Genomic DNA, 12,662 nt, shown 5'->3' on the forward strand with positions numbered 1-12,662 from the left:
CGGCCGACAACCCGGCCACCCCGACCGGAACGGAGGTCGCCTGAAAAACACCAATCCACAGGTATTGACAATTACTCCGTTGGTTCACATAGGCGCTGCGAAGCGGCATCGGCTGCTTCCCGTGACACGCATTCCGGATCGCAGTACCCGAGTAGGGCTGCCGCTTCGCGGTGGCCGTCCGCGGCCAACGCTTGCAGTCGCTCTCGGGTCTGGTCGAGGTTGCGTATCAGCGCATTTCGTGCTGACGGTCCGAAATCGTGGGACGCGCGCGCAAATAGGCCGAGGAGCTGATCGAGTGCGACGGCCTGGAGTTCGCCGACCTGAGCTGTTGCGATACCTGCCGCGATCTGAACATGGCTTTCGTCTGTACGCCTGTAGCGATGCTGCTCGACCTCAACTTTGTCAGCGAGCATGTCAAGCAGCGTTCGGGCATGGGTGGCCGTGAGGCGCTTCGCCAGTGCCGCGATCAGTTCGTATGCCGATAGGTACATTTGTGGACTTAAAACCGGGGAGTCGAGCCGTGCACCTGAGAAGGCGTCATCAACTGCGCTGAGGGCCAAGTCGACCACCACATCGAGTTGACCGTCCGGAATGAGATCGGCCTGTTCGGTGGCAAACTCGAAAGCGCAAGCAGCAACCCAGGATAACGGGCTCTTCATCGACTCCGTGACGTCGTGATACACGTCCCCGAAGGCGACAGCGACCTTACGCGCTTCCTCGTAGTCACCTCCACCGATGGAGTAGTAGGCCGCCAGCGGCAATTCGTCTGTAATCCGATACATCTCCCCAAGCAAGCAACGTGCTTCACGTTCGTCATAGAAGGATGCTGATCGGATTCCATCGAGAAGCTGTCGTCGCAAACTGATTGCAGCGCTTCGTTGCTTGTCGTAGTGCAATGCCGCCAAAGCTCTTTCGCGCACGTCCGTTGCGTTGCTGACAATTCGGGGCTGCGTGGGCTTGTCTGATAGGGTCTGCGCCAACGGATGCCATCTATCTTCGACCGGTCCAAGGTAGCGGTTCGAAACGAAACGTTGACTATAGAGCCAGTCTGCGGCATCGGCATTGCGTCCGGACTGGCATGCCTCAACGATGGCGTCTCTCCACGCCTCATCGGCCTCAAGGGGCCGGGCTTGAAGCAGCAGGTGGCGGGCATGGCGCGCGAGGGTTAAGGCTCTGAGGTGTTGTGGCATAGTCGATCTGGCCGAACTGACCAGGTTCTGCCACTTGCCTGTTGCGTCCGCGACAGCTAGTCGCAGGCGCACAGCTACGTCGACGTGGGTATGTGCAATCTCGCTTGCAATCGCTTCGATCTGTTCCCGGTGCGTCGTTATCCACGCGAGATCGTCGTTCCCGAGAGCGCGTTCGGCGGCAAAGAGCATGACGCGGGCGCGATCCACAGTATCTGCCAGTGCCATTGCGGCATCAGGCAATTTGATCTTGGTTGGGCCTACTTCCTCGAGGTGATCGGACACGAAGTCGGCGATCTCGAATGCAGCGCCAAGAGCTGGAGTGCGCGGCGATTGCGACCCAGGGCGCGTGAACAGGTCGAAGCCTGCAAGGTCTCGTAACGTGCCGACCACCCGGCGAGCGTGCAGTGAGCGGTCGGCATTCTCGGCTGCCCATAGAGCGTCCATCAGCAAGCGGATGGCCGTGTGCTCTTCTCCGGCTCCGACACATAGCGCCGCTATCGTATGGTCGAATTCTGCTGCATGCCCGGGCAGCCCGGCGGCTACAAGCCGACTCTGTATGTCGCGGTAGAGAATTAGGGCGGCCGCAGGGTCCTGAGCAGCAATGGCTTTGGCTCTGTCGAGCAGTCCCTGAGCTTCAGTGCTCACGAGTGGTCCAAGCAACACGGCTTCAGTGATGGCGCCCGCGTTGTGCGTGGCCAGGGCTGCCACACTCGCTGGGTGGGGACCGCTCACCTCAAACTTTTGGTGGACGCTGAGGTTAAGTTGTTCGATGTTTCCAACGGAGCCGATGGCGAATGACTGGTCGGAAGCCGAAACGGAGCGGACGAGTGGGGGCTCGGCGGTGGAGTCTGGCTGAGAGGATTCGGTCAAGGCTCCTGTCGCTCCTGCGGATCGCTCCGCTGTACAGGTGCGCCGAAATTCAGCTGGCCGATGTTGCCCACCTCGTTGGCTGCGAACGATCCGTTGTCGGCCTGCACTGAGATGTTTTGCCCATTGTCGCCGGCCGATTGCTGTGTAGCCTTGCTGCCGTCCGCGCCGTCGCCGGCGATGTTGTTGCCCCCACGTACCGCGTCTGATCCACCGGGATTGATCACCGCTGCGATGCCACAACCGATTGCCCCGATGAGAGCGAGAACGAGAAGCAGCCACCACCACCAATGGGGGTTGTCCGCACTGACCTTATTGATGAAGAACGCTTCGGCAGCACCAAGCAGGATGCCTGCGGCAATCAGTTTCGACCGCAGAGTGGGTTGCGGCGCAGCTGACATTGGTACGCCTTTCGATCGTTCGGCGGGTCGGGAGGCACTCTGAGCGGGCCTTAAGTACCTTAGCCTCGCTGGGCGCCGGAACGTCGATGCAGCGCCGTGCTGGTTCCGGGGAATCTGTCGTATCGATCAGCGAGCGGCCCTGGCACCGATGTCTTCGAGTCCTCCCACGGACGGTCCGCAGTTCGAGTACCGCGTGCCTATGGTTCGGTGAACCGTCACAGGGACCGCTATGTGTCGATGGTGAAGGCATGCTCGTAACCTTGCGGGCCGAGATGTTCGTAAACGAGTGTCGTCGGGACGCGGTTCCAGTGGTGTCCCATGAGTACCGCCAGGCCGAGCGGGCCGATGAGGAACAGATGCAGAGTCCCGGAGCTGGCGTGGTTGCGTGCGAGATCGCGGATGGAGACGGCGAGGCTGTTGGCTGCCACCGGTGTTGTCACGGCGCTGGGGCCCCATCCTATTGCTGGGGTGGCGGTCAGGATCGTGTCGACGGGGATCGCGTTCTGGAGTATCCATTCGGTCGCTTGGCTGGCCGCGTTGGCGGCCACGTTGACGATGAGCGCGATGTCGGGACCGTGGCCGACGTGTTGTTCGGTTACGTTGAGTTCGAACGACTCTGTGGCAACTTCACTGGTCCACAGTTGGCCGCCTTGACGGATGCCGACCTCGTAGCGGAGGACCCGCAGTAATTTAGCGCCGAGCAAGAAGCCCGTTGCTTGTCGCATGTGCCCGGTCGTCAGTATGCGATGTGAACTCCCGAGTTGTGCTGGCACGGTGGCGATCTCAGCGGCGAGATCAGCCCATGTGTGCGGCGGTGCGGGGGCCACGCGGTGCGAGGGCTTTTCGCCGGCGATACGGTCTACCCAGTAGATGCTGACGGCAGCTTGGTCGGCGAAGTCGTCATGCATGATGGTCGCGATCGACACGGTGGTCCATGGCGAGCCGGCCTGCAGACCCAGAGTTGTGACGGCTTCGTTGATGTCTGTCAGCGTGAATCGGCGGTGTCCGGCGATGACTTGCTGGGCTACCCATTTCGTGCACTGGTCGATGGCATTGTCGTCGGATCGCAGGCCGTTGGCGGTCATCAAGAGGGCGACATCGGTGCACAGGCTCTTGAGTTCATGAGCGATATCGAAGTGGAGGTCGTTGAGCAGGGCCATCAAGCTCGGCTCGCCGGTGTCTGCCGCAGTTGTCCACTCTTTCCGCGCCTTTCCCGCGCACTGAGTTAGGCCCATCTTGCGCTGCACGGGGTACCAGTCTGTTGTCGCGCCCGTCCCGATCCTGGAGGAGCACATCTGTGGGATCGTGGGGGCGGTTGGTGGCGAGGCGCATTTCGACAGGATCGCCGTTTCCTGTGAGGGCTTTGTGCGTGGCCGCGAACTTTCTGAGAATGCCTTTGTCGCGGAGATAGGGCAACCCGACTGAAGTGCGATTGTCGACTGCATATTTGACCTGCGTGTACACGTGCGGAGGACGCTGCCGGTAGCGCACAACGTCGTCGCCGTTGCCTACCCCCGGTTCTTCCACGCCAATGGCGATTGTGGGGTTGTTCGTGTTCTTTGTCAGATCGTGGTGCAGCGCTTCCATGCACGCCCGCCAGACGTGCAGCCACTGGTATTCATCCCCGGCGATGCGGACGCCAGTGGCGCTGGGCAATTCGTTGCCGGTCATTCAGAAGCTCCTGGAGGGTCGGTCGTGGGTGGCTGGGGGTCGTTTGCTGCTGGATCGCGGTGACCGGTGCGCGGTGTCGGCCCGGGAAGTCCGCCCGTCAGCGTGACGGTGCAGACGCGGGGGACCAGGGTGACGATGCGTCGGGCATCGAGGACGTATCCGTGATCGGTTCTGCGGACCACGATCTGCGTGGGGTTGGGGTGCAGGGGCCTCCTCATCGAGATCCGAGCCAGCGACGTTAGATCGGTGCGGCTGGGGCTGACATCGTGTGGGTGGCTGTGCCAGTCGCCGAGGTATCCGAGTCGGTGATCGGAGGTGCGTGCCTTGAGCACGGCGGGGTGGTCGGTGCCGGCGGGGATCCGGTAGTGGGATCGTCCCCGGTCTGTGGTGGGGATTTCGATGGCGTTAATCACCCATGGGTGCCCGTCAACGTAGACACCGATCAGGATGCCGCCCGTTTCGTCCGGGTGTGCTTGTGCCGCAGCGGTTGTCATGGTGGTGTTGGCGGACTCAGTGATCCACAGTCGAGTGCTCGTGTTCACTCCGACTCCACGGGCATCGCGTCACAAGGATCCAACGTGCCAGTGCGATGAAAAGGTGGGGTCATCGGACTGAGTACCGTGATGCGTTCGTCTGGCCGTTGCCGCCGACCGGTCAGCTGATCGACGGCGGCAGCAGCGGTATCGGCAGCCGCAGTGAGCACCGCGATTGGCGGGGCATTATTCACAGGAGCGGTGCATCCGAGTTCGAGAAAGCCCGCGTGTGCCGGGTCTGCGTCATCGGCATCGGGCGGTAACGAGAAGTAACGTGAGTCGGCGGGGCGCGCCGCGATCGGAGTATCGCCATCGGCTTGTCGCTGCACCCGAGCCAACGCGCCGTGATGGAACAGGGCCCCTGAGACGAGCGGTACGCCGCGGCGCAAACATGTCTCAGCAAGCGCGGCGGTCATCGGCAGGACGCCCGTGCAATCGATGACGAGATCGACCCCGGTGACAGCTGCCCGCAGCCCGACCGGGTCGTACGGCAACTCAATATGGCGAGTCACCGTGGTCCAAGGGGCGTGCTGCTCGATCGTGGCCGTCACGCCGAAGGTCTTGGGATATCCCACGCACTGGGGTGTGCTGACGTGCCGAACAACGTTGGTGCGGGTGAGGAAGTCACCGTCGTACAGATGTATGGTGCCTACGCCGCTGGATGCCACAGCCAGGGCTACGTGCCCTCCGACAGATCCGGCACCAGCGATCAGCACCGTTTTGGTTGCGAGCAGGCCCGCATCGGGGCCTGCTCGCCTGCGTAAAGCCGGCGCGTCACTGGGGGAGGCGGCCAGCGCCGCGGTGCTCAGGGTGTCACCGGCACCGGCAATGCTGACCACGACGGCATCGTGGTCAGTGTCGTGGCGAGGCCAGGCCAGCACGATGAAATCGTGGCCGCTGCTGGGCCGCGGGAACGTGGTATCGGATCTAGCTGACAATCCAACTTCGAGGTTCCTGCGCTGGCGGCGCGTCAGTGCCGCCCGCACGTCGTCGAACGTGCGCGGTGGCTCAGCAAGGTGCTCGCGCAGATAGAACTCACCATGGAGCACAGGTTTCCCGACAGTCCGGGGGTCTGGAGGATTGCCCGTTCCAATCAACAGCGCTTGACCCTGGACGGTGCCAAACACCGCGGCGGTGTATCCGGTGGTGCCACCCGTGATCAGTTCTTGCAGGGGCAGCTCGGCTCGGTAGGCGCTCAGCTGGTCGTATAGGAAGTACGCGTCGAGTGCTCGATCTTGAGGGGCGAAACCGTTTTGAGCTGCGGTGGCCCACTGATCGAGGCGGTCCCAAAGTCCTTGTAGTTCACGGCCATCGATCTGGGCCGGATCGTCTTCGGCCCACAAGCAGATGGTGCCTTGTGAGGCGTGGCCGGTACGCAGGCCTGGAACAACCACATGGGCATAGCGAAACGGCCAGCCCGGATAGAACTGGATCCGCATTCTGGTGGCGTCGGTGAGGGGCTGCAGGCTCGGACGAATAGGCCCCGCCCAGCACGGCTGGTCGTGGTCGCCGTCGGTCGAGAATCCGGCGTTGACCAGTCCCGAGCAGAACCGGTCGAATGCGGCGTCGTCGTAGGTGTCCAACAGCCCAGCTCAGCGGCAAGTTTGCAGAGACGAGGTGGGCATGGCGAAGCCGCGCGGCCGATTACTCCCCAGAGCGTCGACGGCGGTGACGGCCCCGACCGGAAACCCAGCCGCATCACAGCCGTCGGGCAGGGGGAGGACATGCCCACGGTCGTTCGTGCCCAGGATGTCGCGCCACAGCTTGGCAGCACGGCATCGTTCTGAATCCAGAGCCTCTCGGGCCTGGACGGCCAGCTGCTCGAAGGTCTGTCCCGCCGACGTCCACTGCCACGGATCCAGCGCGGGCTTCAGAGGAGTGCCGAGCACCGGATCGAGCAGGCCGTCCTCAGCGCTGTCGATCAACCTGGCACCTACGTGTTCCATGGTCGTGGCAAGCAGCTGCGCGTGCGTCGTTCCGGTGACAAGCTGTTCATTCCACACGTAGTACGCGGCGATTTCGACGAACAGGCCGCCGGGGCGCTGCCCCGCGAGGTGAAAGTGGCGGACTTGCCGGAGCAGCCGCACGACGTGCCGGTAGGCGTTGTCCCCGTCGACCGTCGGACTCCATGATGCAGTGGCCAGGGCATTCGTGTCATCGGCGAACTGCACCGGATTGGTCTTGATCCAGCGACCCTCATCGTTGTTCCACTGGTCGCGGTCACGGTTGGGGATGGCCCAGTGGTCCCCCCAGGGCACAGCAGGCACAGCGTCGATGGCGAACGCGTCGTCGCTGAAATGGCCTTCAGGTTCGGGGAAGTCAATTTTCAGCGACCGTGCCTGGCGGGTGATGCGCCCACCCGGATCTTCGCCCTTCACGCCGTATTCGTCGACGAGAACGCGCTCAACGGCGTTGTAGATTTTCTCGGGGCTGTGGCGCACCGATAGCTCGGTGAAGCGCAAGAAGACGTCGACGTCTTTGCCGGGATACCGGGCGGTCAGGCGCGCGTAGGAGCCGATGAGCCGGGTGTCGATGCCCCAGTTTTTCAGCTCGGCGTCGGCTTCAAGGAGGTTGCGCACCTCGGTATGTGCGGCGATAGCGCGGTCGCGCTTGTCGCCGTGGATGCTGACGTTGCGTACCGCTTTGGCGAACTCGCCGTCGAGTGTCTCCATCGGGCTCCTTCAAGTTTGTCGAATCGGGTCCAATAGCAGGGCTTTTGGTGTCGCGAACAGGCATTGCGGTGTGCCACGTGGAAACCCCCAATGCTGTGCGAGCCGACACCGTGATGGCTGTACGGGGAATGGGGTTCAGGCTGAGCGGCCTGCCCCATGCGCGACGACATTCGAATGCGGATTCTAGCGCCGGGGTCCGACATCTCTGATGTGTGCGTCAATATTTGGTGATCGGCGTGGTGCCGGCCCAACGTCGATCGGAGTCCGCTTCAATCCGGCGACTGAGCCCCAATGGCGTCCGACGCTCCGGCAATATGATGTGGTTTGACCCTGCCCGGCCGCGGCCAGTCTTCCCGACCTACAGTCCGCACGAACCAGACGACTTCGGCAAAGGAGCCCGTCCACTGTGACTGATGACAATGATCCACCAGAACCGACTCCGCAGAACCGGTTCGACCTCGCAGAAGCATTTCGCGCACGCCAGCAGCAGCTAGAAAGCGATCTGGGGTTTGGCCGCACCGTGCTCGCGCATCCCGGAACCCTCGGCGACGCAACGGAACTAGATTGGCGCGGCATGCTCGCCGACTTTCTGCCGCGGCGATACGGTGTTGCCAAGGCGTTCGTTATCGACGTCGACGGTGCCATGAGCCACCAGCTCGACATCGTCGTACACGACCGGCACTACTCGCCGCTACTGTTCGAGGTCGGTGGTGCCCACTTCATACCGGCCGAGAGCGTGTACGCCGTCTTTGAAATTAAACAGACTCTCAACAAATCCCATGTTGAATACGCTGGAGACAAGATCGCCTCGGTTCGCCGTCTGCGTCGAACGTCTGTTGGGTTCGACACCGCCACTGGCGCGGCCGCCGCTCAGGAACCCAAACGAATCATTGGCGGCTTGCTCGCGCTCGACAGCGACTGGAGTCCGCCGCTGGGAGACCCCTTGCGTGCTGCACTAAACACACGTGGCCCGGAAGAGGCCCTCGACTTTGGATGTGCTCTGCGTGCAGGAACATTTGAAGCGCCCGATCCTACCGACGGAGGAGAGCTCTGGGTCAGCAGGGATCCGACCACAAGCCTCATCTTTTTCACCCTCCGGCTCTTGAGTCGCCTTCGGGAGATGGCCACCGTGCCGGCGATGGACTATACCGCCTACATCGAATCGGCCCAGCAATCAGCAAAAAGCCATTGATGCCGAGGTCAGTGTCGGCGCGGTAGTGGCTGCCGGTGGCGCGTGGAAATATCACTGCAAGGTTCAAAACTCCTCAACAACAACGTATTTGAGGATCGAAGTGCCGTCTCTATGGCTAGGGGAGCGTCAGTGGGCATCTGGACAACCGTACCGTTACGGCTTTTGCCAGCTGGATGAGAAAAACCTGGTTGCCAACTCGATGAGAAGCCCAGAAAACACCAGGTAGGGAAGTCGCGGTTTGCCACGCAGTTTGAGAAGCGACATGAGTCGTTGTCCGTTGCAATTCTCCGTGTCGAATTGCACTACGAAATGTCGAATGATGTCGAATTCGACATTTCGTAATGCAACAGTAAAACAGAAAAGCCGCGAGAATGCCTAGCCTTGCTAAAGGTTATGGTCGGCCGACCATCATCACCGAAAGTCGAGTCCAGTAAGAGCCGACAGAGTCGCCACCGTGTTGTCGCCGAAAGTCTCGCGCACCGCAAAACCGGTGCGTGTGACGTCGAAGATCGCGTGGTCGGTGTAGACGCGGTCGACACACCTGACACCCGTGAGCGGATATGTGCACTCTGCGACGAGCTTGGACTTCCCGTTCTTGGTCAGCAGGTCGGTCATGACGTAGACGGACTTTGCGCCGATCGCGAGGTCCATCGCACCGCCGACCGCCGGGATGGCTCCGGGCTCCCCGGTGGACCAGTTCGCGAGGTCGCCAAATTGCGACACTTGGAATGCTCCGAGCACGCACACGTCGAGGTGTCCGCCACGCATCATCGCAAACGAGTCTCCGTGGTGGAAGTAGGCGGCACCGGCGACGGCGGTGACTGGCTGCTTGCCTGCGTTGATCAGGTCGGGGTCGACCTGCGCTCGATCAGGTGCTGCACCCATACCCAGCATTCCGTTCTCCGTATGCAGGATGATTTCCAGGTCCTCCGGCAGATAGTTCGCCACCGCAGTCGGCGCGCCGATCCCGAGATTGACGACCGCCCCCTCCGGTATGTCGGCTGCGATTCGCTGGGCGAGGTCATGGCGGGATATGCGGGTGCTCATGTGTAGGCCCCGCCCTCCGCGCGGTCTGCGAGCGGTCGCCCGTCGACATCCACGCCGCCAACGAACATTCCGTCGACGAGCCATGGACGTTCGCCGATCGCGACGACCCTATCTACGAAAACTCCTGGTGTGACAACGACTTCGGGATCGATCGCTCCGAGTGGCACGATCTGGTCAACCTGCGCGACTGTCGTTGTCGCGGCGGTCGCCATGATCGGTCCGAAGTTGCGTGCGGTCGCGCGGAAGACGAGATTGCCCCACCGGTCTGCCAGGCGAGCGGAGATCAGGGCGACATCCGCGGTTATCGGGTACTCGAGCACATAGTCACGGCCGGCGATCGTACGCGTTTCGCGGCCCTCGGCCAGTTGCGTGCCCACACCTGTTGGAGAGAAGAACGCGCCGATTCCTGCCCCGGCGGCACGAATCCGTTCGGCGAGGTTTCCCTGTGGGACGAGTTCCAGTTGTATCCGACCCGCACGGTAGAGTCCGTCGAACACCCACGAGTCGTGCTGACGTGGGAATGAGCAGATCATTTTGCGCACTCGGCCTTCGGCGAGTAGCGCCGCGAGCCCGGTATTGCCGTTGCCCGCGTTGTTCGACACGACGGTCAGGTCCCGGGCGCCGTGCGCGATGAGTGCGTCGATCAATTCGATGGGCTGTCCGGCGCGACCGAATCCGCCGATCATTACCGTCGCACCGTCGGCGACGTCGGCGACCGCATCGTGGGCGGTCGGAACTGTCTTGTTGATCACGCGTCACCCCGTGTGACCGACTGTTCTGCCAGCGTCACGATGTTGGACAGGAGCATGGCCCGTGTCATCGGACCCACACCGCCGGGGTTCGGCGACAGCCAGCCGGCGACGCTTTCGACGTCCGGATGGACGTCGCCAGCGAGCTTGGCCTTTCCTGAGGTAGTGGTGCCTACGCGTGTGACACCGACATCGAGTACTGCTGCTCCCGGCTTCACCCATTCCGGTTTGACGAAGTGAGGCGCACCGAGCGCGGCGACCACGATGTCCGCGCGCCGAATCTCGCCCGGCAGATCGACGGTGCGCGAGTGGGTGAGCGTCACCGTGGCATCGAGGCCTCTGCGCGTGAGCAACAGTCCGAGCGGCCGCCCGACGGTGACACCGCGTCCGATCACGGTGACCCGTCGTCCGCTGATCGGCACGTTGTGGCGCAGCAGCAGTTCAACGATTCCGGCCGGTGTGCACGGCAGCGGGGACAACAGGCGTCCCCCTGTCGTGAGCACCAACCGGCCGAGATTGGCGGGGTGTAGACCGTCGGCATCTTTGCCGGGGTCGATCGACTCCAGCACTGCGTTCTCGTCGATACCGGCGGGGAGCGGAAGCTGCGTGATGTATCCAGTCACGTCGTCATCGGAGTTCAACTCTGCGACCGCCCGTGCTATATCGGCGCCTGACGCCTCAGCCGGCAATTCCTTGCGGATGGAGGCGATGCCGACCTCCGCACAGTCTCGGTGTTTACCGGTCACGTAGGAGACAGACCCCGGGTCCTGTCCGACTAGCAGGGTGCCGAGCCCGGGGGCGCGACCGTCTGCCTGCAATCGTTCGACGCGTTGCCGCAACTCGCACTTGATGGTCGCGGCTGTCGCGATGCCGTCCAAATGTTCCGCCACGATGCGGTATACATCCCTTCGAATAGTTCCTGTTGGACTCGGTCCGCGATACGAAGCCGTCGCAGGCCGGCGATGTCACCCGCCAATGGCCGCGCCTAGGGCAGGACGTGGGATCTGCTCGACGTCGACGGCGCGGTTGTTGACGAGATCGAAGTAGGGGTAACGGCCCACCGTTACCCGGATCCGCTTCTGCGGCGTGCCGGGACGACCCCACAACACAGTCAGCTCGGAGCCCTCGGCTGCGTGCCGCTTGTCGATGAACCCAAGCGAGATCATGCGCCGGTAATAGACGCTGTTGATGCGCCCCGTTGACGTCCCGATCTGTTCGCCGTCCGCGAGCACCCAATCGGCGTGGTATCCAAAGCCCGGGCCGCCCAGATTGAAGTAGATGTCGTAGGGCCGGTCGTCGATCCGGTCGTAGGGTTCGACGCCACGGCCGCGGAATTTCGAGGCCACGACATCGGCGATGTCCTGCTCGTTCCATACCAATGTGACCGTCGCCCAGCGATCTTCTTCGGCTTCGCGCTGCAGCGCCTCTTTGCCGATGAAGTCGTGGCCGAAGTCGACCATCTTGCCGAGCCCGATCTGGTACGGAGTCACGAACCGTGCCTCGATATCGGGACCGACGCTGCCGAACAGGTGGCGAAACTTGTTGTAGAAGTTCTGCGTCGGTTGGGTGTCGAAGTACGCGGCCATATCGGGCTCCTCGTACCAGGGCAGCGGGTAGTGCAAGTTGATATTCGGAAAGCCAGCTTCGGTGTGCTGCATGAGATACGCGGTCTGTCCCTGCTTGACAAGACCGAACCGCTGCCCTGCGTCCCAAATTGCCCGGTAAACCGTCTCGGTATCGGCAGTCGCGCCGTGCACCTCGTATCCCAGACCTCCTGCCATGCCAAGGCGCAGGATGCGCACGGGGACATCGGCGATGCGGGACATGCGGTGCCTGCCGAAGCCGATGTCGTGTAGATCCTCTCCGGCCGCCGCCTCGAGCACTTCAAGCGATCGCGGACCCGCCAGCTGGAGGAAGAATTCGTTGAAGGATTGGTCGACGCCGGTCACGTCCATCCCCGAGTTGATCAGTCGGTATGCCAGAACAGGGGCGAGCCAGTACGTGCGATACACGTCGTCGTCGATCCGCGCGGCGACGCCTTCGGTCAGGACCTGACCCTTGTGATTACAGAGCACGGCGTGGCGGATCTGGCCGACGTGGAAGTTCTTGAAGGAGTTGATGCATACCGATCGCAGGAATTCCAGCGCATCAGGCCCGGCTATGTCGTATACCGGCGACATTCCGTTGAGTCCGGTGCCTAGGCATGCGGTCTGCTTGGAGGCTAGGGCCTCCTGCTCGTAGCCGAGGAACTCGAGCGGGATTCCGCCTAGCCCTGGAGCCAGAGTGAATGCACCCTCAGCGATAGTTTCTTGAGCGGTCACGTCATTGTCCGTTTCTGGT

General features: G+C 62.5%; 12 protein-coding genes. 1 reads left to right on the top strand and 11 read right to left on the bottom strand.

All coding sequences use genetic code 11. From position 1 onward, the window contains the following. Window positions 1-71: 71 nt before the first annotated feature. From ACJH6I_RS19185 to ACJH6I_RS19215, 7 genes are all read right to left on the bottom strand, one after another. Window positions 72-1,898: a hypothetical protein gene (locus ACJH6I_RS19185; RefSeq protein WP_406784407.1), complete on the bottom strand. Its 1,827-nt coding sequence runs from the start codon at window positions 1,896-1,898 to the stop codon at window positions 72-74. Between the two features lie 158 nt (window positions 1,899-2,056). Further along, a complete protein-coding gene (locus tag ACJH6I_RS19190; protein ID WP_079630839.1) occupies window positions 2,057-2,458 on the bottom strand; it encodes a hypothetical protein in 402 nt (133 codons plus the stop codon). A gap of 227 nt (window positions 2,459-2,685) precedes the next feature. Then, window positions 2,686-3,618 carry an SAVED domain-containing protein gene (locus ACJH6I_RS19195; RefSeq protein WP_207554472.1) on the bottom strand — a complete coding sequence of 311 codons (933 nt, stop codon included), beginning with the start codon at window positions 3,616-3,618 and terminating at the stop codon, window positions 2,686-2,688. Beyond that, window positions 3,578-4,129, bottom strand: a complete 552-nt coding sequence (locus ACJH6I_RS19200; protein WP_207554471.1) for a hypothetical protein — start codon at window positions 4,127-4,129, stop codon at window positions 3,578-3,580. The genes ACJH6I_RS19195 and ACJH6I_RS19200 overlap by 41 nt, the downstream gene beginning before the upstream one ends. Continuing rightward, entirely contained in the window at window positions 4,126-4,671 is a 546-nt protein-coding gene (locus ACJH6I_RS19205) for a Mov34/MPN/PAD-1 family protein (protein ID WP_079630838.1), read from the bottom strand. Before ACJH6I_RS19205 ends, ACJH6I_RS19200 begins: the two co-directional genes overlap by 4 nt. Continuing rightward, window positions 4,668-6,245, bottom strand: coding sequence for a ThiF family adenylyltransferase (locus ACJH6I_RS19210; RefSeq protein WP_079630837.1), 1,578 nt, complete (start codon window positions 6,243-6,245; stop codon window positions 4,668-4,670). Before ACJH6I_RS19210 ends, ACJH6I_RS19205 begins: the two co-directional genes overlap by 4 nt. Window positions 6,246-6,254: 9 nt before the next feature. Beyond that, on the bottom strand, window positions 6,255-7,334 hold the full coding sequence (locus ACJH6I_RS19215; protein ID WP_079630836.1) for a nucleotidyltransferase: 1,080 nt from the start codon (window positions 7,332-7,334) through the stop codon (window positions 6,255-6,257). 406 nt (window positions 7,335-7,740) lie between these two features. On the opposite strand from ACJH6I_RS19215, the gene ACJH6I_RS19220 reads away from it, so the two are divergent. Next, window positions 7,741-8,526 carry a DUF6602 domain-containing protein gene (locus ACJH6I_RS19220; protein ID WP_079630835.1) on the top strand — a complete coding sequence of 262 codons (786 nt, stop codon included), beginning with the start codon at window positions 7,741-7,743 and terminating at the stop codon, window positions 8,524-8,526. Window positions 8,527-8,937: 411 nt separating this feature from the next. On the opposite strand, the gene ACJH6I_RS19225 is transcribed toward ACJH6I_RS19220, so the two are convergent. The 4 genes from ACJH6I_RS19225 to ACJH6I_RS19240 all read right to left on the bottom strand — a co-directional run bounded on the left by ACJH6I_RS19225 (window position 8,938) and on the right by ACJH6I_RS19240 (window position 12,643). Continuing rightward, a complete protein-coding gene (locus ACJH6I_RS19225) occupies window positions 8,938-9,573 on the bottom strand; it encodes a 3-oxoacid CoA-transferase subunit B (RefSeq protein WP_055119101.1) in 636 nt (211 codons plus the stop codon). After that, a complete protein-coding gene (locus tag ACJH6I_RS19230) occupies window positions 9,570-10,325 on the bottom strand; it encodes a 3-oxoacid CoA-transferase subunit A (RefSeq protein ID WP_055119103.1) in 756 nt (251 codons plus the stop codon). The genes ACJH6I_RS19225 and ACJH6I_RS19230 overlap by 4 nt, the downstream gene beginning before the upstream one ends. Next, window positions 10,322-11,215, bottom strand: coding sequence for a bifunctional methylenetetrahydrofolate dehydrogenase/methenyltetrahydrofolate cyclohydrolase (locus ACJH6I_RS19235; RefSeq protein WP_055119106.1), 894 nt, complete (start codon window positions 11,213-11,215; stop codon window positions 10,322-10,324). The genes ACJH6I_RS19230 and ACJH6I_RS19235 overlap by 4 nt, the downstream gene beginning before the upstream one ends. Before the next feature lie 72 nt (window positions 11,216-11,287). After that, window positions 11,288-12,643: an aminomethyltransferase family protein gene (locus ACJH6I_RS19240; RefSeq protein ID WP_133062586.1), complete on the bottom strand. Its 1,356-nt coding sequence runs from the start codon at window positions 12,641-12,643 to the stop codon at window positions 11,288-11,290. Window positions 12,644-12,662: the final 19 nt, after the last annotated feature.

The organism is Mycobacterium sp. SMC-13, from assembly GCF_045311035.1.
Taxonomy (GTDB): domain Bacteria; phylum Actinomycetota; class Actinomycetes; order Mycobacteriales; family Mycobacteriaceae; genus Mycobacterium.

Coding starts and splice junctions, on each gene's coding strand:
- ACJH6I_RS19190 (WP_079630839.1), bottom strand. CDS start 2,458: ATGTCAGCTGCGCCGCAACCCACTCTGCGGTCGAAACTGATTGCCGCA.
- ACJH6I_RS19195 (WP_207554472.1), bottom strand. CDS start 3,618: ATGGCCCTGCTCAACGACCTCCACTTCGATATCGCTCATGAACTCAAG.
- ACJH6I_RS19200 (WP_207554471.1), bottom strand. CDS start 4,129: ATGACCGGCAACGAATTGCCCAGCGCCACTGGCGTCCGCATCGCCGGG.
- ACJH6I_RS19215 (WP_079630836.1), bottom strand. CDS start 7,334: ATGGAGACACTCGACGGCGAGTTCGCCAAAGCGGTACGCAACGTCAGC.
- ACJH6I_RS19225 (WP_055119101.1), bottom strand. CDS start 9,573: ATGAGCACCCGCATATCCCGCCATGACCTCGCCCAGCGAATCGCAGCC.